General features: G+C 41.1%; 22 protein-coding genes and 1 tRNA gene. 15 read left to right on the top strand and 8 right to left on the bottom strand.

The genetic code is table 11. The features are described 5' to 3' along the window. The first annotated feature begins 738 nt into the window (after positions 1 to 738). Positions 739 to 1,980 (top strand): phosphotransferase family protein, encoded by a 1,242-nt coding sequence (locus V7K69_RS24045; RefSeq protein ID WP_335038962.1) that lies wholly within the window; start codon positions 739 to 741, stop codon positions 1,978 to 1,980. Positions 1,981 to 2,060: 80 nt separating this feature from the next. Further along, the gene (locus V7K69_RS24040; protein WP_335038959.1) at positions 2,061 to 3,149 is read left to right on the top strand and encodes a T3SS effector HopA1 family protein; all 1,089 of its coding nucleotides are present in this window, start codon (positions 2,061 to 2,063) and stop codon (positions 3,147 to 3,149) included. 136 nt (positions 3,150 to 3,285) lie between these two features. On the opposite strand, the gene xth is transcribed toward V7K69_RS24040, so the two are convergent. Further along, positions 3,286 to 4,068: an exodeoxyribonuclease III gene (xth, locus tag V7K69_RS24035; protein ID WP_335038957.1), complete on the bottom strand. Its 783-nt coding sequence runs from the start codon at positions 4,066 to 4,068 to the stop codon at positions 3,286 to 3,288. A 456-nt stretch (positions 4,069 to 4,524) separates the two neighbouring features. Here xth and V7K69_RS24030 point away from each other — a divergent pair, with 456 nt between their 5' ends. From V7K69_RS24030 to V7K69_RS24020, 3 genes are all read left to right on the top strand, one after another. Continuing rightward, positions 4,525 to 5,595, top strand: coding sequence for a glycosyltransferase family 4 protein (locus tag V7K69_RS24030; protein WP_335038955.1), 1,071 nt, complete (start codon positions 4,525 to 4,527; stop codon positions 5,593 to 5,595). 57 nt (positions 5,596 to 5,652) lie between these two features. Beyond that, positions 5,653 to 5,838, top strand: a complete 186-nt coding sequence (locus V7K69_RS24025) for a hypothetical protein (protein WP_083782393.1) — start codon at positions 5,653 to 5,655, stop codon at positions 5,836 to 5,838. Positions 5,839 to 5,954: 116 nt separating this feature from the next. After that, entirely contained in the window at positions 5,955 to 6,977 is a 1,023-nt protein-coding gene (locus V7K69_RS24020; protein ID WP_335038968.1) for a zinc-dependent alcohol dehydrogenase, read from the top strand. A 28-nt stretch (positions 6,978 to 7,005) separates the two neighbouring features. On the opposite strand, the gene V7K69_RS24015 is transcribed toward V7K69_RS24020, so the two are convergent. The 4 genes from V7K69_RS24015 to V7K69_RS24000 form a co-directional block, all read right to left on the bottom strand. Further along, positions 7,006 to 8,016, bottom strand: coding sequence for a hypothetical protein (locus tag V7K69_RS24015; RefSeq protein ID WP_335038952.1), 1,011 nt, complete (start codon positions 8,014 to 8,016; stop codon positions 7,006 to 7,008). A 715-nt stretch (positions 8,017 to 8,731) separates the two neighbouring features. Continuing rightward, complete coding sequence (locus tag V7K69_RS24010) at positions 8,732 to 10,351, bottom strand: ArnT family glycosyltransferase (RefSeq protein WP_335038949.1); 1,620 nt, start codon at positions 10,349 to 10,351, stop codon at positions 8,732 to 8,734. A gap of 833 nt (positions 10,352 to 11,184) precedes the next feature. After that, positions 11,185 to 12,525 carry a recombinase family protein gene (locus V7K69_RS24005; RefSeq protein WP_335038947.1) on the bottom strand — a complete coding sequence of 447 codons (1,341 nt, stop codon included), beginning with the start codon at positions 12,523 to 12,525 and terminating at the stop codon, positions 11,185 to 11,187. A 183-nt stretch (positions 12,526 to 12,708) separates the two neighbouring features. Further along, positions 12,709 to 13,068, bottom strand: coding sequence for a VOC family protein (locus tag V7K69_RS24000; RefSeq protein WP_114081337.1), 360 nt, complete (start codon positions 13,066 to 13,068; stop codon positions 12,709 to 12,711). Between the two features lie 293 nt (positions 13,069 to 13,361). Here V7K69_RS24000 and V7K69_RS23995 point away from each other — a divergent pair, with 293 nt between their 5' ends. The 3 genes from V7K69_RS23995 (at position 13,362) to namA (ending at position 16,191) form a co-directional block, all read left to right on the top strand. Beyond that, positions 13,362 to 13,826: a CYTH domain-containing protein gene (locus V7K69_RS23995; RefSeq protein ID WP_174712249.1), complete on the top strand. Its 465-nt coding sequence runs from the start codon at positions 13,362 to 13,364 to the stop codon at positions 13,824 to 13,826. Positions 13,827 to 14,769: 943 nt separating this feature from the next. Further along, positions 14,770 to 14,976: a hypothetical protein gene (locus tag V7K69_RS23990; protein WP_335038944.1), complete on the top strand. Its 207-nt coding sequence runs from the start codon at positions 14,770 to 14,772 to the stop codon at positions 14,974 to 14,976. 147 nt (positions 14,977 to 15,123) lie between these two features. Further along, positions 15,124 to 16,191, top strand: a complete 1,068-nt coding sequence (gene namA / locus V7K69_RS23985; protein ID WP_335038942.1) for an NADPH dehydrogenase NamA — start codon at positions 15,124 to 15,126, stop codon at positions 16,189 to 16,191. Positions 16,192 to 16,526: 335 nt separating this feature from the next. Here the strand turns inward: namA and mazG are convergent, their stop codons facing one another. Both mazG and V7K69_RS23975 read right to left on the bottom strand, forming a co-directional pair. Next, entirely contained in the window at positions 16,527 to 17,348 is an 822-nt protein-coding gene (mazG, locus tag V7K69_RS23980; protein ID WP_179073836.1) for a nucleoside triphosphate pyrophosphohydrolase, read from the bottom strand. A 3-nt stretch (positions 17,349 to 17,351) separates the two neighbouring features. Continuing rightward, positions 17,352 to 17,972: a metal-binding protein gene (locus V7K69_RS23975; protein ID WP_335038938.1), complete on the bottom strand. Its 621-nt coding sequence runs from the start codon at positions 17,970 to 17,972 to the stop codon at positions 17,352 to 17,354. A 143-nt stretch (positions 17,973 to 18,115) separates the two neighbouring features. Here V7K69_RS23975 and V7K69_RS23970 point away from each other — a divergent pair. The 7 genes from V7K69_RS23970 to V7K69_RS23940 all read left to right on the top strand — a co-directional run bounded on the left by V7K69_RS23970 (position 18,116) and on the right by V7K69_RS23940 (position 22,365). After that, a tRNA-Val gene (locus tag V7K69_RS23970) sits at positions 18,116 to 18,188 on the top strand. A 282-nt stretch (positions 18,189 to 18,470) separates the two neighbouring features. Then, positions 18,471 to 19,103, top strand: coding sequence for a bifunctional 4-hydroxy-2-oxoglutarate aldolase/2-dehydro-3-deoxy-phosphogluconate aldolase (locus V7K69_RS23965; protein WP_335038936.1), 633 nt, complete (start codon positions 18,471 to 18,473; stop codon positions 19,101 to 19,103). 113 nt (positions 19,104 to 19,216) lie between these two features. Further along, entirely contained in the window at positions 19,217 to 19,732 is a 516-nt protein-coding gene (locus V7K69_RS23960) for a L,D-transpeptidase (protein ID WP_174712254.1), read from the top strand. 532 nt (positions 19,733 to 20,264) lie between these two features. After that, positions 20,265 to 20,804 (top strand): L,D-transpeptidase, encoded by a 540-nt coding sequence (locus V7K69_RS23955; RefSeq protein ID WP_335038933.1) that lies wholly within the window; start codon positions 20,265 to 20,267, stop codon positions 20,802 to 20,804. Positions 20,805 to 21,004: 200 nt separating this feature from the next. Then, the gene (locus V7K69_RS23950) at positions 21,005 to 21,568 is read left to right on the top strand and encodes a Uma2 family endonuclease (RefSeq protein ID WP_335038931.1); all 564 of its coding nucleotides are present in this window, start codon (positions 21,005 to 21,007) and stop codon (positions 21,566 to 21,568) included. A gap of 131 nt (positions 21,569 to 21,699) precedes the next feature. Continuing rightward, positions 21,700 to 21,990 carry a type II toxin-antitoxin system prevent-host-death family antitoxin gene (locus V7K69_RS23945; RefSeq protein WP_335038929.1) on the top strand — a complete coding sequence of 97 codons (291 nt, stop codon included), beginning with the start codon at positions 21,700 to 21,702 and terminating at the stop codon, positions 21,988 to 21,990. 78 nt (positions 21,991 to 22,068) lie between these two features. Beyond that, positions 22,069 to 22,365: a PIN domain-containing protein gene (locus tag V7K69_RS23940; protein WP_335038927.1), complete on the top strand. Its 297-nt coding sequence runs from the start codon at positions 22,069 to 22,071 to the stop codon at positions 22,363 to 22,365. Positions 22,366 to 22,377: 12 nt separating this feature from the next. Here V7K69_RS23940 and V7K69_RS23935 read toward each other — a convergent pair whose 3' ends face one another. Continuing rightward, on the bottom strand, positions 22,378 to 23,976 hold the full coding sequence (locus V7K69_RS23935; RefSeq protein WP_335038925.1) for an Hsp70 family protein: 1,599 nt from the start codon (positions 23,974 to 23,976) through the stop codon (positions 22,378 to 22,380). Positions 23,977 to 24,332: the final 356 nt, after the last annotated feature.

Here is a 24,332-nt window from a genome sequence, read left to right as displayed (position 1 = left end):
TCTGTTTCTCCTCCTCAAAACTATATCTATCAACCTTTTCGCCTTTCTTTAAGTATTTTTATGTTTTGTTGAGAAAGATCCGGGTAATGGATAGGCCTCGGAGAGGGACAGTTTTACATAGTAAAACCAGGGAGAGGTCTTAACATCCTTGACAAAAGTACACTTCCATAAGATGCACTCATGTAACCGTTGTCTGCGATCGCCTATAGTTATCTACAATACGTAAGTAAGACAAATGACCTAATAACAAGGCTTTTAGACATCAATTCTGAAAATTAAAGAAAAAAATAATGACTAATGGCCTAAAAATTCCGGTTTTTTTGGCTTTGGGATGATAAATAAAAATAATAGCGTCGAATGTCATGCTTCCTGCTGCGAAGGATTACTGAAATTCTTTGCTGCTTTCAGGATGACTACTGAGCATCAAATAACATCTGCCGCCAATCAGTTTTTTGCTGGAGATGCTGCTACATCAAAAGGCTCTACCACTAAACTTGCTCTAGATGTATCTAAGTAACTATGCTGATAAAGTGTAAAGATGTCACCGGATCTAGGAGTGAATTTTAAAGAAATTGTAAAGGATTTTGTACCATTTTGGCAGGTTTTTATCGGAAAGATGGGATATTAGTAGATTGTACAAATCTTTATTGTTATTCACTATCTACCGACAACTGCTTAAGTACAAGCAAATACAGACACAGATAAGTTTAAGTAATTTAATGAAGTAGGAAATAATACATGGTATTATCACTGTCTTCTCATAATGTTATCCAGTATCTGCAAGAAGCGGGGCTGTGTAGCTCAGAAGATGACGCATCAGATAAATCTGAGTTGCCAGGAAGTAGTAAGAACAGTTTCGATTTACTCGTGACTCTAGCAGATAATCGGAAACTGCTCATTAAACAAGAACGTAACGTTAAAAGCAATGACGGCGCTCCTCATGAATTGTTTCAGGAGTGGCTATTTCATCAGTTACTCCAGCAGTTTCCCGTTCTCGGCAATATTTCCCCGATCGCACCGTTGGTAGTTCATTTTGACGAAGAAAATTCCATCCTTGTCCGCAACTACTCAAGTGAATATCGGGAACTTGCGACATTATACCACAACAATGAGATTTTTCCACAAGAAATTGCCACAGCCATCGGCACTACTTTAGCGGGACTCCATCGTGCAACCTACAACCGCCGAGAATATCGGGATTTTATGGCAACTGCTCCCCAAGGAGAGTTTCGCTATGGCTTTTATAATCCGGCGCAAGGGGTAGAGTCGATTGGGCCGGAGATTTTTGGGATGGTTCCCACAGATGCGCTGAAATTCTATCTACTCTACCAGCAATCAGAGAGTTTGGAATCTGCGATCGCAGATTTGGCATACAACTGGAATCCCTGCTGCTTGACTCACAACGACTTGAAATTGAACAACATCTTGGTTCATTCCAGGTGGGAAAAATTAGACAATTGCCTAGTAAGACTAATTAATTGGGAAGCTTGTTCTTGGGGAGATCCAGCTTTTGATTTAGGGACTTTACTAGCAAGCTATTTAGGAATTTGGCTCAATAGCCTCGTCGTAGATCCCACCATTGAGTTACAAGAATCTCTACATCTGGCTTTGACACCGTTGGAGAGTTTGCAACCTTCAATTATTGCCCTCATTAGGGGTTATCTAAATGCTTTCCCAATGATTTTGGAATACCGCAGTGACTTTATTGTGCGCGTTATCCAGTTTGCAGGACTGGCACTAATTCATCAAATTCAGGATATGATTACCTGCCGAAAATCCTTTAATAATGCTGATATTTGTATGCTGCAAGTGGCTAAAAGTTTACTCACTATGCCACAGCAAGGTGTACTGACTATTTTCGGAATATCAGAGTCAGAAATCCTTAACCCTGTAGGGAAAGTTCATAAACTTCCTCAGGCTGTAAAAGAGCCACAGCTACTTCGTCTTTATTACGAAAAAACTCGGCTTCGTGGTTGTTAATAGCAGGGAGCAGAACAATTATAAATTCTGACTCCTGACTTCCGAATTCTGTTTTTAAAGTTTGAGTTCTAAATGGATTAATGCTAAATTACTCTATCAATCAACCGCTAAATTCTCTATTCGATATTGCTAAAAATATTCAGATTGAGCCAAATTTTTGTATTTATCATCCCAATTATCAACCCTTTGCTCTACCGTCTAAAGTCGCCGATAGATTTCAGCAAAATTCTGTGGATTTACAACAGAAATATCTAACTCTACTGCTGCGTAACTTTCTTTATGGGATCTATTACAATGGCTCTCTACAAAGTACTTTAGCAGTCAATACTGATAGTAGTAATTGCCCATCAAAGCATAATTTAGCAGATAATTCCATATTAGAAATTGATTGGAATTTTTACGAGCATCTACACGCCAGTAATCACGGCATAGGTTACTTTGACCCTCGATGGCAGGTATTGCGAAAAGAACCTGATGGGACTATGGCTGTGACTAAAGGCGGTTTAACACTTTATGTTGAGCCAGACTGCCATCTCAAATCCAGCAAAAAATCTACCAAAGTAGGTGACATGGTAGCAATCTGGATGCCCAAAAATCGATTGCAAAATGGCTCTTACTTGGCAGTTAGTAATGTCGGACAGGAACAGCTAAGTAACCCCGATGCTGATTTGGGAGCAGGGCGTATTTACTTTAACTTTACGCCATCTGGTGCGATCGCTCTTATGGAAAGCTTGACAATGCAATTGAATGCAGCCTCCATTCCCTTTAGCTTTCAGGTTCTTCACAACCCTTCTGCTTATGGACGCTATGATTCGGGGCTACTCTACTTTGAACTCCCCGACTATTCAGCAATCCGCAAAATCCTTCAAGCTGTTTATATAGAAAATCAATCCCATTTCCAGGCCGAAATCCCCTTGTTTACCAAATTTCTAGCCCCAGGTTTAGGTTTAGCTGAAGAACCAACCAAAAAATTTGCCGCACAAGAAAGTTTTGGGATGAACCGTTGCCAAATTGTCGCTAATGCTTTATTTGAAGCTTGGCAAAAAGGTAAGAATGCGATGGAGGAACGGATGAAGGTTATTGACCAACACTTTGCGCGACACCTAATAGATTTACAGCGTCCTTATCTCAATCCTAATTCAGAGGATATATATAAGCCGTTAAATTGATTAATTGGGCATGGGGCATTGGGCAGCAGGGGAGTTGGGGACAAGGGGACAAAAGTTTAGAACTTACAACAAGTCTTTCCCATTGTCTCCAACTCCCAATTCCCAATTCCCAATTCCCAACTCCCAATTCCCAAATTCAAAATTCCACAATTACCGGCGTATGGTCGCTGGGTTGGGTTAATTTTCTGGGTTCGGCATCAATAATACAACTTGTAGCACGTTCATAAAGGATAGGCGTGAGATAGTGATGGTCAATCCGCCAACCTAAGTTGCGACGAAAGGCGGCGGCGCGATAATCCCACCAGCTATAATTTCCCCCTTCTGTGGTGAATTTGCGGAAAGCATCGGCAAATCCCAGTTGCAGAATCTCCCGTAAGGCTTGGCGTTCGGTTTGCGTTGCCATAATGTGATTTTCTGTACTCACTTGTTCGTGAATATCCTTGTCTTCTAGGGCGATGTTGAAGTCACCGCACACACAAATTGCAGGTTCTGACAGTACAAGCAACCGCAAATACTCGTGTAGCGCGGTCAACCAGCGCAGTTTGTATTCATATTTTTCAGTTCCTACTGCTGCACCGTTGGGAACGTATAAGTTAACAATCCGAACACCATCAATTACACCTGTTATTACCCGTTTTTGTTCATCCCATTCGTGATGTAAATCTGGCAAAATCGCCCTAAACCCGCTACTTACGTTTAAAAGTGGCTGGCGGCTAATCATTGCTACGCCATTATAAGATTTCTGTCCTGATATATAAAGGTTATAGCCCAACTGCTCAAAAGGCGATCGCGGAAACTCGGCATCCGCAACTTTGGTTTCTTGTAAGCAGAGAACATCAACGGGATTGTTAGTTAACCAATCAGTAACCTGTTCGAGGCGAGTGCGAATTGAGTTGACGTTCCAAGTAGCGATTTTCATTAGTTATCAGAATTTTTTGACAATTAATAATTACAAATTATGTAATTATTGTACAATTACTTAATATTTATAATTTCTTTTGCATTTCCCAATTACGTTTAAACAAACCTTTAATCATTTGATCCCATTGAATATTTTAGTATTGTCAGCTACCAAATATTCAATTTTGTAAGTTCTGCTACAAAATATTCTACTTCATTATGATCCCCAAGACAGATGCAACAACTAATTGATTAGTTATACGTTAGAAATGTAACTCAGGACTGAGTTTTGCCGAATAGTCCTTTAGATTTGTCGATAGAAAATTTGCAGGACGGTTAATCGGTATTGCGCTTTTGGTAGCCTGTTAGGTTAATTTAAATGTCAAAAGAGTAAGTACAAATGCTCTGTTCTCATACAATAATGATGCAACTCATTATATTGAGGAAAATTTCATAGACTGAACCAAAAAAACTTATGAAAATCGCTCAAGTTGCCCCCTTATGGGAAAGGGTTCCACCTCCTAGTTATGGAGGAATAGAACTGGTAGTGAGTCGCTTGACTGATGAACTTGTTTGTCGCGGTCATGAGGTAACATTATTTGCCTCTGGCGATTCTCAAACTTTGGCTCATTTAGAAGCAGTTTATCCACGTGCATTACGCTTAGACCCGAATGTTAAAGAGTATGCAGTGTACGAAATGCTAGAACTGAGCCAAGTTTACCAACGTGCTAAAGAATTCGATCTTATCCATTCTCATGTAGGGATTTCGGCATTACCTTTAGCGAGTTTCATAACAGCAACTTCTACGGTGCATACACTGCACAATAATTTTACCAACGACACCCGGCACGCATTTAGTTACTACCAGATGCAACCATACATCAGCATTAGTAACTCGCAGCGTCAAGTCGATCTAAATTATGTTGGCACTGTTTATAACGGAATTGAGCTAGCAGATTATCCTTTCGTAGCCCAACCGTCAGAACCTCCATATTTGGCATTTTTAGGGCGTTTTTCGCCAGAAAAAGGGCCACACCATGCGATCGCCATTGCAAAGCACAGTGGTTGGCGCTTGAAGATGGCAGGAAAGGTTGATGTCGGCGACTCTAAGTTTTTTGAACAAGAGATTGCCCCCCACATTGATGGTCAGCAAATTGAATATCTCGGCGAAATTAACCACGCCGAAAAAATTGAACTTCTGGGCAATGCTGCCATAACTCTTTTTCCCATTAACTGGCAAGAACCTTTTGGATTAGTGATGACTGAATCAATGGCAACTGGTACACCAGTTATTGCCATGAATTTCGGCTCAGTACCTGAAGTAATTGCCCACGGTAAAACAGGCTTTATCTGCAAAAGCCATGCAGAAATGACGGCAATGATTCCCCTAGCTTTGGAACTCAATCGTCAAACCTGTCGAAAACATGTAGAAAGCAACTTTAGTGTTAACCAAATGGTTAACGGATATGAAGCTATTTACAGACAAATTATTAAAGACCGCATAGAATCGAATGGTCGCATTCATGCTACCAAAATACATTTTTAATCAACTGCTTTTTCTTGCTGAGTTTAAACAACAAATTTTTTTAAGGAGAACATTGGTATGAGTACGAGAGCCAACACTTGCCCATGTTGCGGTGGTTCCCTCCTGCGTCATGCCCGTCATGGTGAACTATATTGGTTTTGCCTGTCGTGCCGACAAGAAGTACCGTTATTAACTGTTATTCGCTTACCTAATGTGGATACTCGGAACACCGGAGTTGTTCCCCAGCCAGTAGTAAATACCTAGTTCTTGCAATTTTTAAATAGATAAAAATTGACTAAAAATCAATAATGATTTGTTTACACCTATAAATTAGCTCCAACTGATAAAATCGGATGGAGCTAATTTATAGGTTTAAAGCTTTGTTAGCAGCGTTACTTTATGGGCAAGAAGATTTACGGTTAGAGCAAGTTCCTGACCCCACTCCGGCGGCTGGCGAAGTTGTGATCCAAGTGGGGGCAGCAACAACTTGTGGTACAGATTTGAAGGTTTGGCGGCGTGGTGGTCATGCCAAGATGTTGAAACTGCCAACGCTATTTGGTCACGAAGCTGCTGGGCGAATTGTTGCCTTGGGTGCAGGCGTTACAAATTGGCAAGTGGGCGATCGCATCGTTGCTAATAATTCTGCCCCCTGCATGAAGTGCTTTTTTTGTCAACGCCAAGAGTATTCTTTATGCCCGAATCTGACCTGGAATAACGGGACTTTTGCCCAATACTTGAAAATTCCCGCACCGATAGTAGAGCATAATTTGTTGCAGATTCCCGATGAGTTGCCGTGGGAATTGGCAGCGATGACGGAACCGTTGGCTTGTGTTTTACATGGTGTAGCCCGTTCTAATGTCAAGCCCAAAGATCAAGTAGTCGTCTTAGGAGATGGGGCGATTGGGCTAATGTTTGTGGCGGCGTTGAGTGAGAAAGCTGAGGTGTTGTTGTGGGGAGGTAATAACCCCAGGCTAGAAATTGGTCAAATATTGGGTGCAACCCAGACTTTTAATTATCATCAAATCCCGGATATTCCCAGTATCGTGAAAGAACTTACCCAAGGACGGGGCGCAGATGTGGTGATTGAAGCCACAGGTGTACCAACTGTTTGGGAAACTGCGATCGCCTGCGCCCGTCCTGGTGCAACAGTTAACTTATTCGGTGGATGTCCACGAGATACCAGCATTACCGTCAATACAGAACAGCTACACTACAGTGAACTGACAATCAAAGGCGTGTTTCACAATACACCAGAGTATGTGCGGGAGGCATTGGCACTGATCGCTAGTCGCAAAATACCCTTTGAGTTACTTATTAGTGAACAGCGGCCATTAAAAGATTTAGAACAGGTGTTTTGTGAGATGAAAGCGCGACAAGTAATTAAGGTAGCGATGATTCCTTAGATGGTTTTTAGATATGGCGATATTAGGTCTAAGGAATGTCAATATCGGGGAATACTTGCGGCGAAAACATTCCCCACAACGACTCATAGTAAGGCAGAAAGTAAGCAGCCTGTTCCGGTTCTAAACGAGAACGGATTTCGATGCCGAGTAAGTGAATTAATTGCCGTACCAATTCCCAGCTTACCTTCAATCTGGGATATAGCATGACACATAGTGGAAATAGCTCTTGTTGAACAGCACTAATGTTGTTCTCCAAAATACATACCCAGAGATAGACTTGAAACATCTCCGCATCACGGATACTCGAAATCCTAGTTTTAGTATCACTTAAACTACCTGTGTAGCAGCGATAGGTGGGATATAATTCCATCACCCGTTCTACAATCTTAGTCGCAATCTCACTGCATAACGGCAAGAGTTGCTGGACTGCTTTTAACTGTGGTGCGTCGTAAGCATATTCTGCTGCTGCCTGGTAAGCACGCTGAAGCGGCATATAGAGATGGTCATCAATCACCTTAAAATAAGCACTCAGGAATGGTTGCTGTGCTGGCGGTGCCAAGTTGAGGAGCATTTGTCCGCTATAGTGGAACTGTATACTAATGAACCCAATCACTCTCGGATCATCTGCTATATACTTTTGCCGAATCTTTCCCATATTCTTCGCAATCCGAGTAGAAAACTTCGGCGGAGGAATCTGTTCAGCATAAGCTGAGAGGGCAGTTTTATAAATCTGATGGGTATCCTTTGCCACTTCCCACGGATCAATTAATTCAGGATCAATTTGATGTCTAATCACCTCTTGAGACAAAAGTGCTTCTGTTTTTCCCCACGCTTGAAGACTTGTAGTTCGGAGTTCCTGCATTAACTTTGTTGCAACTTCAGATGCTATTTCACTCCGTTTAAGAACTTCAATATGATCATCCTGTTGAGCTAGCTTTCGCAAATACTTTTTTGCCCATACTTCTGAAAATGGCTGGTTTGCTGTTGTCTCAAGCCCTCCTATTTCTTGCGGTAAAAATGAAAGATTTTGTAACCCCATAAAAATCTGGCTCTAAATTTGATGAATGAAACATTTCGTAATATTTAGAGTATAAAAAAATCAATCTCGCTGGCAAAACCGCAAGACTACGGAGTTTATCATTTCTTTAAATTTAGATTCCAGATTTTTACATTTACTAGGAAAAGGCAATCGCCAGATGATTATTAGCTTTTAAGCGATGAATTTATTTTTTATCGGGAAAAATTATACAAAATATGTCAACTGACTGAACACACAAACAAGGGATTTAAATACTTAAATCTATGAGATATTAACTGTAATAAAACAAAATTTATGAGAAATTACTTATTTCCTTTATTGTGATTTTAAATTTGGGCTTTTTTTCAGGTAAAAAAGACCATGTAAGACAAAATTAGTGCAGCTTTTGTTACAACAGTTGAATTGATTGATGATGACTATTTGATGAATTCAGAGCAGGATAAATACGCAGTGGAGAAGCAAAAGGCTATGAGGCAGAGGATAAGAATTATTGACATACTGACCGCCGTGTTTGCCCTTGGCGTTCGCGTTGGCGCAGCTTCTCCAAGAGTTGGTACGCACTCTTAAGAAGGAGTAATGAGTAATAAGTAATGAGTAAATACCCATTTTTCATCCACTCATTACTCATTACTCCTTACTCATTACTTTAAAGCCGTGCTGGAAGCACGGGGTTTTAAACCCATTTTTCTGATAACCAATGCCCAATGCCCTAAACTTAAAGACGATTAATTTCCTTTGTAACTAACTTCCAGCCTTCAGCTTGGTCAATTAACTTCATCGAATCTAGTTGGAGATTGTTCAAAGCAGATCCATGAAGTAGAAAGTAGGGTTGCCCGTTGTAGTGCCAATAATATTCCAGTTCGCCAACAGAAGCGGGAATAATGGTGCGATCGCTATAATAATCCAACGAGGGACGATGGTAAGCAAAAGATGTGTAAATCTTCCTTGTAGCTGGATTTGCCCGCACAATCATGGCGGCCACTGGTTTAACTGGATAGGCTTCAGATAATTCCCAAACCCAGTAGTTAGATTTCATTAACAGCAGCAGCGAAAGGTAACTTCCCCAAAACAAAATCTTCAGAAATTGCCCGTCGCCTCGTTCTGCCAAAATAGCTGCTAAGGTCATAGTTAAAGCGACTGCGGCAAAAATCAGTTGTAAATCTGTTTGTGATGTTGTACCCCAACTGAAATAAATGCTACCAGCAGAAGCAACTACAGCAAGTATCGCCAAACCAGCAACCCAAGCGCGGGGATAGGATGAAAGTAAAGGCGAATTCTCTGTCTCTGATAACTGGATACCAAAAGCTAAAGCTAAACTGGGGTAAATCGGGAATAAATACCAGGGGACTTTGGTAATCATGAAAGAAATTACCAATAGATAAACACCACTCCACGCCATTACTAGTTTTGCCCAGCTAAGGTTGCGATTTTCCCAGGTTAAGCGGACAGTTTGCGGTAAAAATAATAGCCAGGGCCATGTGTATTTGAGAAGTTCAACCACATAGTACCAAGGCGGTTCAGGATTACCTTCTACAAATGAGCCAATTCGACCTAGTGATGGGTTTACAAGCCCAACTTGGGCGAAAGTGTAACCATAATGAATTAGTTGGGCGCTATACCAACCAGCGACAGGCACAATGCCAATGAAGATTGCTATCCACAGATAGTAACAGGTGAGCAGCCGTGGGGTATCCCAAAACAGAAATATGATCGCGATCGCACCTAGTAATACACCTAGCAGTCCTTGAGTTAGGCAAATAAACCCAAAACTGACACCAACACCAAGGCAATAACGTAAATCTCGGCGCGATCGCAACACGCACAACATCATCACCATCAAAAAACTTACCATCGCCCCATCCAACATTGCCAAGCGCCCATGACGCACCACAGGTAGCATTGTTAGATAAATTAAGGCGCTATAAATAGCAGCCCAACGTTGGCGAAATATCTCTCGAGCAATGCAATACAGTAAAGGTACAGATGTCGCTGTTAAAATTGCTCCAGGTAGACGAGTTGTGAACTCATTTTCGCCTCCTAGAGAATAAGCCCAGGCAATTAGCAAATGTATCAAAGGCGGCTTGTTATGATATGGTTCGCCTCCTAGCGTTGGGAAAAGCCAACGCATTGAACCTGCTGGAGCGTGCCAAATTTCACGAGCAACCTGTGCCACAGTCCCTTCATCCCAATCTCGCAGGGGCAATCCTCCCAGATTGATGCTAAACAGTAATACTGCTGCCAACAGCAATACTATTAGCCATACCCAATCAATCCATCTGCCAACCGTGCGATGCTGTTTTTCTAGATGACTCCAAATAAAGCTTCCTTCTTGCATATTCTATGTTAATCATTTTACTTGCTGGTTTGATTACATAGAGACCAAAGCGAATCTCCAATGTTGCCACCCAGTAGCAACGTATATTCTTAACAATTGCTAGTTTCCAAGATTAACTCAACTTTATCTAATTAGCGCTATTTTTTGAAAAATTTATCTTAACTATTGAAATAACATATAAATCGGAAAATGATAAAAATAATACAGACAACAAATTATTGAATACTTGGTTTTTATTCCGTAAATTAACTTGTATTTCATTTTGAATGTGACGCTTAGTTTAATTTTTATCTACTTAGCTTTCTAGCTTATTAAAAATTTTAGGAAATAATTGCTACAAGGTTGTAATGTCGTGCTGTATATTTAAAGAAATTAGTTTAATTTTTTTGATCGTAATTACAAAAAATTTTTAAATCTTCCGGTTCTTTACCATGTTGCCTTGAAATTTATTCTAAGCCTAACAGCCTCATTTTCAGCTAGAGGCTAGAAATACTAATTATTGCCTGTGCCGCAAGTCAGGAGGTGGAGCCTCACATTAGGCATTCCCAGTGCAAGCAATACAATACGTTTTGGTTGAGGGAAAAGACGCGATAAATCGCCGTCTCTACAAAGGACTGATTATTGTCAAGACTGCGATTTATAACTTTTATCAAAAACCTTATCCAAACTGTAGTGTCAATGAAAGACTGGAAATGAGACACACTAAAGAGCAATATAATTGAATAGTTGGAACTTTGATTAATCAGGATTTGGTATATTTTAAAACTAATTTTTGTTGATAACAATTGTTTTAGTGAATATGAGTGTGCTTCTTGAATTTAATATTTTTTATACTAAAAAATAAAGATTACTTGGAGTTTTAATTCTTTATTCTGAAGAGTAATCTTAATTTGTCTGATAAATTCTCGAAAGTAAAACCGTCGTTCTGTTTCCGACAAATCTAACCAAAATTGGGGTATTGAAACAGCTTGAGCAACAGAACGCAAATTAACTGGGGGAAGAGTCGCCAACTTTGCTTCAAGTGCAGAAATTTCTGTGCGGAGTTTGTAAGCCCTTAGCTTTGCTGTTTCAACATCTAAAATTCCAGTTTCGATTAAAGCAGGTAACTGAGCAAGTATTTCTTGCTGACGAGCGATCGCTTGCCCTAAATTATTCTTGACTGCATCCAATTGGGGAAAATTCATCCCTGCGACAGCTAAGGGTAAGTCACGGCAAACGGTTTCAATTGTATGTTCCAATACTTCTTGGTAGGGAATAGCCTTACACTTGGGGAGTTTAGGACAGCTAGTAGAACGTAAATAAAGATACTCCTTATCTTGGTTGCGTTGGGTGACACGAGTAACTGTCAAATGTGACTGACACTCAGCACAGACAACCAACCCAGCCAAAGAACGCCTAGCACTGGCAGTTCGGGATGGTAAACGGCTATTACGGCGTAAAAGTCGGTCAACTTGGGCTGCTTCTTCTTTAGAAATTATCGGAATATGTGTATTAGAGATAATTTCACCATTTTGGTAAGCTGTATTGCCGCGATAAACTGGATTAGTCAACCAGCGTCGCCCGGTTGTGACAGAGATTTTTTTGCCGTATTTTTTCGCCAAGTAACGAACCGAACCCCGCAGGGAACCATAGAGTAAAAAGTGTTCAAAAAAATCTTTGACTACTGGTGAAGTACTGCGATCAACAGTATATTTACCCTTACCTCTGCGATAGCCATAAGGAACTTTACCAGGTGGCGGCGCAACCTCAAGACGATTACGGGCGTGTCCTTGACGGATGCGACGACTACGTTGTTGACGTTGAATTGCATTTAGCAAATTCAGCAAGTCAGCGCCGAGAGGATAATTTTCGGAAGTATAGGGCTGTTCTGTAGCGATAATCGCTACTCCCATCGCTTCGAGTTTATGTAAGCGATCGCTAATTTCCTCTACAGTATCCCCTAATTCTTCCAGTCGCCGAATCAAGAGATAATCTGCTGGTTCAGTTTCGCAATCGGTAAATAATTGTTGTAATTGTGATCGCGTAGCGTGTCCGTAGGACTCTCGCGTAGTCTGTCCAGAAGACTCTGCCTTACCTAAATCTTCATAAACCCGATCCACCTCCCATCCCCAATCAGCTTGATCGGGAGAAGATTCTAATAGCGGATTGGTGTAAGAGTAAGCAATTATTTTCATTTTTCATTGGTCATTAGTCATTAGTCATTAGTCATTGGTCATTTGTCATTGGTCATTTGTCATTGGTCATTGGTCATTTGTCATTGGTCATTGGTCATTGGTCATTGGTCATTGGTCAATAATCAATAAATAGTTCTTCTTCCCCTGCCTTCTCTGCCCTCTGCCTCCCCTGCCCCCTGCCCCTCACTCCTGACTCAACTCAATAATATTTCCATCAGGATCTTGAGTGAATAGGGCAGGGCGACCGGAAGCGCTGGGTTGAATGGGATAATTATGATCGAGCAACTCTTGTTTTGCAGCGTCCAAGTTAGCCACTGAGAAAGCGACGTGAGGGTTGCGTCCCCATTTTTCGTTGGGGTTTTCGGTAGGGACAGTAGGTGCAACTATTAGGTGAATCTGATAGTTACCGACTTGATACCATGCACCAGCGTATTTTAGGGAACGATCTATTTTGGATAATCCCAATACTTTGCCATAAAAGTGTTCAGAGCGTTCTAAGTCAGTCACAAGAATTGCTGTATGGAGACTTTGGGTAATCTGCATTGTCGGTAAGTGCGATCGCGTTTATCTAAATTTTGACGTACTTTGAACCCTTGCGGAGTAATTATTCTCCACCCCTAGTAGGGCTTGACCAACATATTTTAAAGTCAAATAAGGATGTATTAGAGTCAGAGTATGCAGTTGAAAAATTTGACAGACCTGAATCCTGACAGCAGTTAACTAATGGGGAGACGCTGAATTAAGAGATCGTCATCGTGCAAATGAGCGATCGCATGGATTTTTTTGAAAATAACTCAGCTTGTTTCTAGACAAAAGCAAATAATCAGGTAACTAAAATGGCGAAAGAAATAGAGCGGAAATTTTTAGTGAAAGGAGATAGCTGGAGAGGATTAGTTGAAGGTAGTGTATATCGTCAAGGATACATTGCCACACAAGACAAAGCGGCTGTACGGATACGTATAGTAGGGGAAAAGAGTTATTTGACTATTAAAGGCCCCAGTATAAAATATTCGAGATTAGAGTTTGAGTATCCGATTCCTGTTGAAGATGCTCAAGAAATGCTTGAGGCATTATGTGAACGTCCCTTTATAGAAAAAATCAGATATAAAATCCAATCGGGTGGTTTGATTTGGGAAATAGATGAGTTTGATGGTGTTAATAAAGGATTAATCTTGGCAGAAGTTGAACTGAATGATGAAAATCAACAAATTGAACTACCAAGTTGGATTGGACAAGAAGTTTCTGATGATTCCAGATATTTCAACAGCAATTTAGTAAAACACCCTTTTTCACAATGGTAATGGTGAAAATATTGGAAACATCCCAATTTGGACAGCGAACTGCTGGTCAATTTATCGGCATCGACTACAGTCAAAGTCAGCCTTTTTAAGGGGATGCGTAGCAATACTGCTCGGGTTTTGGATTTTTAACTCAGAATTGGGTAAGGGGAAAAGGTTAAAGGTTTTTTCTTTCCCCTTTTCCCCTTACCCTTTTACCGAGCAGTATTAAGCGCCAAGGGAGTCTCCCCCATGAGCAGGTGGCATGGATTTAGAGGCATCTAGAACTTTTAATACCGACAAAGAGACTTTTAAAACATCCCATAACGCATTCGACGCAGAATCTGTTGTTTTAAACATTGAGGACAAAAATTATACTTGTTCTTTATTTTTTTGAGAAAGTTTTCGCCACAGACTTAAGTCTCTGAATGAGTAATATTAAAAAATTTCAACAAACTCTTGTTTTTTAGCACAATCTATGCAAATCTCATAAATATATACTACTTTAAATTGGTCGACTTACAGTAGTTTAGTCAGTAAATAGTCTTAATTAGCCAATAAACTCAAAATTTAGTGCCAAATAAACTTTTAGCCTCTATTACCCCAAATTAGTTTTTTTGAGGTTGGGGTTTCCAATCTCAAAAAAGGTCTTTTATGAATAAAACTGTAAAAGAACTCACAATCAATTTAGTGGCATTAAATATAGTTTTATTAAGCACAGTCGGTCTTTTCTGGAAAATCTTAAATCGGTGAGGGATTCCAATTAGGTCGAGAAAAGGAACCCAAAACTCTGAAGCTAAACAAGTTACTTAACTATCCACAAGTGAAAAATTTTATTAAAAAACAATATTAGGGACAAATAGTACGTGTATTTTAAATGCGAATGAAAGATGAGAATTTATTGCTTCGTCTTTCAGAAATTGGGAGTTACTAAACTTAAGCTATAACATTACTGGAGAGTAAACTTATGTTTTCTGGACAAATTGAAAGAGAATGTTTATATGGAGAAAATTGGACAATTTCGCAAAAAACTAAATTACCAGATAATCTACAGTTATTAGTGGATCAAGAAGAAGTAGGATGTGATATCTGGGAATTGCAAAGGCAAGAGTCTGATGATAAGCCGATTTATCCAAATCTTAATGAGGCTTCTGCTGCACTACGGCGTAAATAAACCACCAATTCTACATGGTTATTCTACTTTTTCTACTAGAATCTCCTCTGTATAATATCTCTAGCTATTTCATGCAAAATCGATCGAGTTCATCCTGTAAATCTCTACCCAATTTGTTTTACCTAGCAAGAGAAGGAATCAATATTAATGGCACATCTGTTTGAACCATTCAAGATTCGTGAAGTTACCTTCCGCAACCGCATTGCTGTTTCACCTATGTGTCAATATTCCAGTACAAATGGATATGCTAATGATTGGCACATTATTCATTTAGCTTCTCGTGCAGTAGGCGGTGCGGGTATAGTGTTCACAGAAGCAGCAGCAATAGAACCGCGTGGGCGCATTAGCCCGCAAGATTTGGGAATCTGGTCAGATGCACATATAGAAACTTTAGCCAAAACTGTGGCATTGATTCATAACTTTGGCGCTGTTGCAGGTATTCAACTTGCTCATGCAGGTAGAAAGGCCAGCACTGCCAAACCCAGTAAGGGAGGGAAAACGCTGGATGAATCTCAGGAAGGTTGGCGGCCCTTAGTTTCGAGTAGTGCGATCGCTTTTAGCCAAGATAGTCCAGTTCCAGAAGCCCTAAGTCTTGAGGGAATTCAGGAAGTTATTGATGCCTTTGTCCAAGGAGCTAAACGTTCTCTGCAAGCTGGTTTTAAGATAGTGGAAATCCATGCTGCTCACGGTTATCTACTCCACCAGTTTCTCTCACCCCTTGCTAACCAACGGCAAGATGATTATGGTGGTAGCTTTGAAAACCGGATTCGTCTGCTCATAGAAGTTATTCAAGCAGTTCGAGAGGTTTGGCCCCAGACAAATCCACTCTGGGTACGTATTTCTGCTACCGATTGGGTAGATGGGGGTTGGGACATCGAGCAAAGTATCGCTTTAAGTGACAAGCTTAAATCTCTAGGAGTTGATCTCATTGATACTTCATCAGGGGGAATTATACCGGGTGTCAAGATCCCAATTCAACCTGGTTATCAGACTCAGTTTGCCGAACGCATCCGCCGCGAAGCCAATATCCATACAGGAGCCGTAGGCTTAATTACAGCCCCTGAACACGCTGACGAGATTATTCGCACAGAAGTAGCCGATATAGTGCTGTTGGGACGTGAACTACTCCGCAATCCTTATTGGCCGCATCTAGCAGCTAAACAGTTAGGACACGATAAACTCTGGCCTGTTCAATACGATCGAGCTTGGCTATGATATCGCTTGTACTTAATTTACTATTTAGCGGTAGGGGAAATTCATAAATTGCCCCTACCTGAAAATAAGGGCTTGAGACATTGTTTGGTATAAGTCCTGGATAATTCAATACAGTTCAGTTAAGCATCTCTTTCTTCTCTCTGCGTTCTCTGCGCCTTGGCGGTTCGTAAAAAAACGACTTTGGTAAAAGTTTTAGCCTTAACTGAACTGTATTGCTGGATAATTAAGCTAAAAATATTTTAATTTGCATCCTCAAAAAAATGAATCTCTTGTGGGGTAGGCATCTTGCCCGCCCTGGTTGTGCAAATTAAATACGCGACAGCTTAGAAATTAATTTATGAACCTTCTTTGGCAAGTTGGGCTTTTGCCTGTTGCCACAAATTTTCTAGCTCATCCAAACTGTAATCAGAAAGGGGGCGAGCGACAACTGCCTCCATTTTTTCTAATCGCTGGACAAATCGCTGATTTGTCCCTTGCAAACCAGCACTAGGGTCAAGATTATGCCAACGGGCTAGCTGAATAACTGCAAAGAGTAAATCACCTAATTCTGCTTGTTGTCGCGCTGGTGTTTCTTCAGCTAAAGCCTGTTGAAATTCACCCAATTCTTCATGAAACTTATCCCAAACGCCCTGAATATTTTCCCATTCAAACCCAATGGCAGCAGCCTTTTGAGAAATTTTCATCGCTGCTGTCAACGGGGGAAGGGTGCGCCCATAACGACCGAGTTTAGCACTAAGTTTTTGCGCGTCTGGGGATGATTCGCCTTTTTCCTGCGCTTTGATTTGTTCCCAATTTTGCCGCACCTCATCTACACTGGCTACTGACACATCACCAAACACATGAGGATGGCGGCGAATCAACTTTTGGGAAATCCCCTGAGTTATTTCTTTGAGAGAAAATTGTCCCGATTCGCTAGCGATTTGGGCTTGCAATACCACCTGTAATAATAAATCGCCTAATTCTTCTGCGATCGCCTTCTGATCCCCACTCTTAATTGCATCCACCACCTCATAAGCTTCTTCAATCACATAAGGCGTAAGCGTTTCGGCAGTTTGCGCCAAATCCCACGGACAACCACCATCAGGCGATCGCAATTTTGCCACCACCTCAATCAATTCCTGCAAAGCTGCCAAAGTTTCAACTTTGTCATTTGTCATTTGTCATTTGTCCTTTGTCGTTCTGCCGTTGCTCTTTCTGGTAACTGTAGCTCGACGAGTACCGCGACTTGTAACTTTCCGCTTCTTCATTTTGCCACTAGGAAGCAACCCCCGAACCCCCTGCTTTCGCACGCGCTTATATGCCGAACCACTCCAATCGCTGAGAGAATGGCTCATCGCCCCAAGTTCCAACCCTAAAAACAGGGCGATATATTCAGTATCATATTTCAGGAGCGATCGCCCCACAGTTTGCCCCAAATCTTGCCAAGTAAAACTCAGATTCCATAATTTTTCGGCAATTGCCAAAACCAAAATTGCCAAGATAGCTAGCAAACACCCTAGATAAAGTATCCGCAGAATCGTGCCAATAATCGGCCCGTGGGATAAAAAAGAACGATGCCGCAGACTTTTTTGATAAGGTAGCCAAATCCAGCGCAAGAAACCCCAGCGTTGAAATTGCACAGAGTAAATATCCAAATCGGGGCCAAACATCAGCCCTCCAAATAGAAACCCGCCTGCAACCAACAAAGTCGCATTGCTACTGCGAGTCTGCCAGAAAGTAATGCCCGCCACCAACGGCAGAGCATACATAGTAATGCGATCGTGCGTCCGACCAGAAGGCATCCTTAATCCTGTTAGCGATAGCGGGGCGTTTAGTCCGTGCTGAGTAACTTAATACTGAGCCAGTATAAGAGAAAAAAAGATTTTCCCAAAACTACTAGCGCAATGCAAAATCTTCTGCTATATTAGTTAAGGATTGGTCAAGCGGGCGGTTAGCTCAGTTGGTAGAGCGCCTGCCTTACAAGCAGGATGTCATCAGTTCGAGTCTGGTACTGCCCATTAATTTAATTAAGGCTAGAGACAGCTTAAATGCAGTTTCTAGCCTTTTTTAAACGAATCACAATTCTTAATTAGCTAGCTACTATTAACCTATCTTGCATATCTTCAGAATAGAGAGTACTTGCTCTTGCAGATAGGGTTAGGTCTGTATTGGACTCATGGGACTTCCAGAAAATAAATTATCCAGTAGTTACTCGGTTAAGCCTACAGATAACAGGCGCGTTACGCTGTTGTGCTAAAACACCTCACTGGAATGTCCTTAACTCCTAATTCCCAGTCAAAATGCCTAATGAAATTTGGTTATCACAATTGCAAAAACATCGTGCGATCGCAGTTATCCGCGCCCCTAAAATCGAATTGGGAGAGGAAATGGCAATGGCTGTAGCATCTGGGGGAATGCAGCTGATTGAGATTACCTGGAATAGCGATCGCGCTGGAGAATTAATCAGTCAACTACGCTCAAAATTACCCGCTTGTATCATTGGTACTGGTACGTTATTCAATGTGCAACAGCTACAAGAAGCGATCGCTTCTGGGGCGCAATTCCTCTTCACACCCCACGTTGACTCAGCAATGATTCAAGCAGCACAAGAAAAAAATATACCTATCATCCCAGGAGCGTTGACTCCTACAGAAATTGTTACCGCTTGGAGTCAGGGCGCTAGTTGTGTAAAAGTGTTTCCTGTACAAGCAGTGGGAGGAGCTGATTACATTAAAAGTTTGCAAGGGCCACTAAGTCAGATTCCCTTAATTCCTACAGGCGGTGTCACTCTAGAAAATGCTAAAGAATTTTTGCAAGCCGGAGCGATCGCTGTTGGTTTGAGCGGTGAATTATTTCCTAAAAAGCTTGTCACAGAGGGAAATTGGCAAGCGATCGCATCTAGGGCAAAAAACCTCATACAACAGTTAGGTTAAATTAGAATCAAATTATCAAAAATTCACGTCTATTAAAGTAATAGATAGGGAAATAAAAGTGAAACCTAATAAGTTTCTCAAGACTTCATGATTTGAGTGGGAGTGTATCTAAAATGAAAAAACTGATTTATCCTGACTGGGTGCATCGCTTAAAAATACTTCTTACTGGTACAGTACTGTCTTTAAGTGTTTTTACTACTACTGGAACGAGTGAAGTTTGGGCAAATTCCAAAGATCAAGTAATTGCCCAAAAAATCCAGACATTACAACAATCAGAGCAGCGCTGGATTCAAATTGACCTTTCAAAGCAACGATTAATAGCTTGGGAAGGTGACAGAGTGGTTTATGGAAGTGCTATTTCCTCTGGTAAAAAAGCTACTCCCACTCTTGTTGGTACTTTTAAGGTTCAATCTAAGTTCAAAACTACGCGAATGCAGGGAGAAAACTATAATGTTCCCAACGTTCCTTATGCGATGTTTTACGAAGGTAATTATGCTATTCACGGAGCTTATTGGCATAAGAGATTTGGCACTCCAGTAAGCCACGGCTGTGTGAATATCGCACCTAAACACGCTAAATGGCTATTTCAGTGGGCATCAGTAGGGACACCAATAGTCATCCAGAAATAGTAGGTGAAGCAGTCTAGAAGGCAATTTAGGTAAAATCATAAATAACAAAAAATCAAGACAATTAAGTGATTCCCAGCAAGATTTTATGCTGGGAATCTTCGGAGTCAGAATTACTGAATTTGAAATAAAATATATAAAAGGGGATTCAGACCAATTTTGGATTTTAGATTTGGTATTTAGGACTAAAAGTCCTTTCCTAAATTTGGTATTATCCAGTTAGCTCCAAAAAAATAAGCGTAAATCCTGACAATTACTGTGTGAAACTACAAATGCAAATATTAATTCCGGGAAAATTTGCATTGACGCATTTAAATTACAGATTTTTTTTGTAAAAGTTGTTATTAGTCATTAATGAATGACAAATGACCAATGACTAATTGAATGCGGATTAGTTTAGGACTGGTTTGGAAAAGCATTAGCGGATGAATTGCGTAAATCCTTCACAGCAAATTAGTAATCAACCTGGAAATTTATAGTTTCCAGAAAATTACTTCACTTCATGATTTTTGCGTACTTTAGAAGGTGAGGCATAATGCAATCCTGGATTCGTAGTGGTGGGATTCGTTCTTCCAAAACTTTTTGTACAGGCGTAGCGCTGATGGTGGTGGCTTTATTTTCTTGGTCAGCACCGTTAGCAGGCGATCGCCACTCTGATACAGCGATCGGTGCGTCAGTAGATGAAAATGGCATCACTGAGCCTAATATCAGCCAAACATCCGAACCTCGGTTGATTGAAATTGACCTGTCGGAGCAACGGTTACGTGCATGGGAAGGCAAAAAACTTATTTATTCATACCGTATTTCTGGAGGGAAGCGATCGACTCCCACACCCATAGGTAGATTTCGGATTAATTCTAAGTATCGCACTCACCGGATGCGAGGCAGGGGCTACAATATTCCTGATGTTCCTTACACAATGTATTTTTACAGAGGCTACGCCATCCACGGCGCTTACTGGCATAATCGTTTTGGCACTCCAGTCAGCCACGGTTGCGTAAATTTACCTGTTAAGCAAGCACGCAATGTTTACAATTGGGCTAGCTATGGGACTTCAGTAGTGGTACATAAATAATTGTTAATTCGTAATGGGCTACGCCCCGCTACGCTAACGTAATTCGTAGTTAAGAGTTTTAATTACGAATTATCGTGATGATGAATTAATCACTGGTGCAATTTTTTTCTGAATGTATGGATAGGTGATTTAACTCTGTAAATGCACCTGTCCATAGATACTGCTAGACTAAAAACACATCTTCGAGGGATTCAGGAGTCATGAGTTACTCAACAACTCAACTACTTACCCTGGAGGAGTTTCTGAAGCTTCCAGAAACAAAGCCTGCAAGCGAATATATTAAGGGTAAGATTATTCCTAAGCCAATGCCGCAAGGGAGACACAGCCGCTTGCAAGGCAAACTTGGTGCTGTTGTGAATGAAGTTGCAGAAAATCAGAAGATTGCCTATGCCTTTCCAGAATTACGGTGTAGTTTTGGAGAGCGATCAATTGTGCCTGATGTAGCTGTATTTCAGTGGGGACGCATACCGTTTACCGTTGATAATGAAGTACCTGATAATTTTGAACTTCCACCAGACTGGACGATTGAGATTCTTTCGCCAGAACAAAAACCTAACAAAGTAATTGGAAATATTCTCTACTGTCTAAAGTATGGTAGCCGCCTGGGATGGTTTCTTGATCCTGATGACCTCAGTATTTTGGTATTTCTACCAGAGCAACAGCCAGTCCTATTGCAGGGAGAAGATTTTTTGCCTGTATTACCAGAAATTGAACTTGCACTAACCGTCAATCAAGTTTTTGGATGGTTAAAGATGGGTGGCTAACAATAACTCGCCTCGAATGAGAAGAAGCGTAGGCGTAGCCCGTCGTAGACATCGCTCTATAGCAAATACTAAATTTATAGACATAAATCATGTCTATAATAGACACGATCCTGAATAAAAGAGGTAGGAGAATGAACTGGAAAATTGCAGAAGCGAAACAGAGGTTCTCCGAACTAATTCATGCTGTAACTAAAGAACCGCAACTCATCTACAACCGCAATGAACTGGTGGCTGTTGTTGTTGAAGCTGGGATGTTTGAGGAATTTTTGGCGTGGCGCAAGCAGGGCGAAAATATTTCTCTCGCTGATGTTTTCAAAGAATTACGCCAGATAGCTGTTGAAGAAGATTATATCCTTGAAGTACCCTCCCGCCAAGACCGTCTTAACCCTTTCGCTGATGCCATCGATGACTTTTCTCTGTGACACTAACATTATCAGCGAGTAAGACTCCAACCTAACTCTGGTGTACAGAAATGGGCAGAAAGAGTTTCCTCTATAGTTTTGAGTGCGATCATCGTTGAAGAAATATTTTACGGATTGACATTCAAGCCCAACCCTAGAATTCAAATATGGTTCGAGAGCTTTTTAGAAAATAACTGTCAAGTATTGCCTATAACAATTGAAATTGCCAAGCGCTCAGGTGAATTGCGAGGTCAACTAAGATTAAGTGGGAAAACACATACCCAAGCAGATATGATGATTGCTGCTACTGCTCAAATTCATCAATTGACTTTAGTAACGCGCAACATCCGGGATTTTGATGGCTGTGGTATCCCACTTTTAAATCCTTTTAGTTAAACGCACAATAGTTTAACTCAACTGTGCTACAAGTTGATTTTCCAAAAGCGTGTCATTAGTTAACAAGTCTTCAACGGTGATTCGCAAAAAGCGTTGCTCATCAACTTGAAAGAGAATTTTGATGCGATCGCTTCCAGGATATCCGGGTGGTGTCAGTTGGGCAATTGTCCTCGCGCCTTCTTGATCGTTGAGGGGTTTGACAGTGGTTTCACTACCATCAATACGACGAGTAATTAAGCGATCGCCATCAAAATAAACTTCAGTGCTACCCGTATCTGCTCCCAATTCTCCCATAATTAATTCAATACTAGGCTGATTTTCTAAAGAAGCACCTAGAACTAATTCCACTGGCTGACTCATCGGGTATGCTTGTCCAGCTTTAATTAAAGAATGCCATTTGTGACGCTGATTGCGGCGATCCCAGTAGCGGATACCATAACTATGATACAGAAAGTCTTTGATTTGTATCCCTTGAGCTAACTGTAATGCACCTTGAGCGATCGCTTCAAATGGACGTTCGCAACGGATTTTTTCTGGCTCAAAATACTGTTTTATCCATGTCTGCACTGCTGGTAATTGCACTGTTCCACCAACTAACAAAACGGCATTAATATCAGGAAGTTCTATCCCTTGACGTTTTGCTTGCTGCAACAGTGTCGTCATCGATTCATCTAATAACTCAAAAAATGCGTGTTCTTTGAGGATATCGTCAAAAGTGTCGCGGTTTAATTCCAATTCATAACTTTCAAATGTTTCATCATCAAAATAAACTTCACTAGCTTGGTTTTGCGTTGATAGCTGAATTTTCACCCGTTCTGCCAATCGTGTTGTCAAGGGACTTACCGCCAACTCTTGAGTTTTGGCAAAGTAATCTACCAACCAATTATCAATATCAGTACCGCCTAGATTTTGCCCTGCTTTCGCCAAGACACGGGCAGTTTTAACTTTTTGTTTTGAATTTTCAGCCAGAGACTTATTACCCCACTTGAGGAGAAATCCCAACGGCTTTGTAGTTGCTTGCACGCCTTGATCCAACCGGACAAGGGACAAATCTAAAGTTCCACCGCCGAAGTCAATTACCAAGAGAATTTCTTGATCTGCTAAACCATAACCCAAGGCTGCGGCTGTGGGTTCATCCAGCATCCGCACCTGTTCGACGGGAAGGGATTGGCAAACGTTTCCTAACCAATGACGATAGGCTTCAAAGCTGTCTACAGGTACAGTTAACACGAGAGAATCTAACCCACCTTGTAGTGGCGCTAGTTCTTCAATTACTTTGGTGAGGAACCATTGCCCTACTTGCTCAAAGGTGACAATTTGCCCATCTAATTCGGGTAAGAAACCTTGGATATCTGCACCAATACCGCGTTTGAAGCTGCGGAAAAATCGCGTTTCGCCTTTGAGGTCAAGACCGCGATCGCGTACTTGTTGCCCGACTAAGACTTGATTCTGGCTTGCGTCTTCAACATAAACCAAGCTGGGAATCAGTGGCGGATTGAGACTTTGTTTGATTGATAAACCTGGTAGAGTCAGGGTTTCTGGCTGCTGGGTTACAGGGTTCCAACGAGCAATGACTGTGTTGCTAGTACCAAAATCGATTGCGATCGCCATATTTTATATTTATTCTCTCGCACGAAGATGCCAAAGCTGCTTTCTTTGTGATTATTCTCTATAAGCTACCAAAAATGCAAATGCACCCAGAGGCTTGCTGCTTTGGATTCCAACCCAGATATCAATTCAGTCTATTGCAGCTAAGTGTTAGCACAGTTAGACAATTGGCTTGTCAGAAAGCATGGAAATCATTGGCTGTAAATGTATAAAAGGAGCAATAAACTCAACAGCAGGCTTTATAATAGTTCCAGTCTTTTTCTTATTGGCATGAGGTGCTTAAAACTCACTTCACACGCAGATGCTGAAATGTCATAAATCGCCCCAATCAACGAAGGCAGGAGGCAGGAGGCAGAAGG

This window comes from Nostoc sp., assembly GCF_036917775.1.
GTDB lineage: Bacteria > Cyanobacteriota > Cyanobacteriia > Cyanobacteriales > Nostocaceae > Nostoc.
This window is presented reverse-complemented; position numbering and strand designations above follow the sequence as displayed.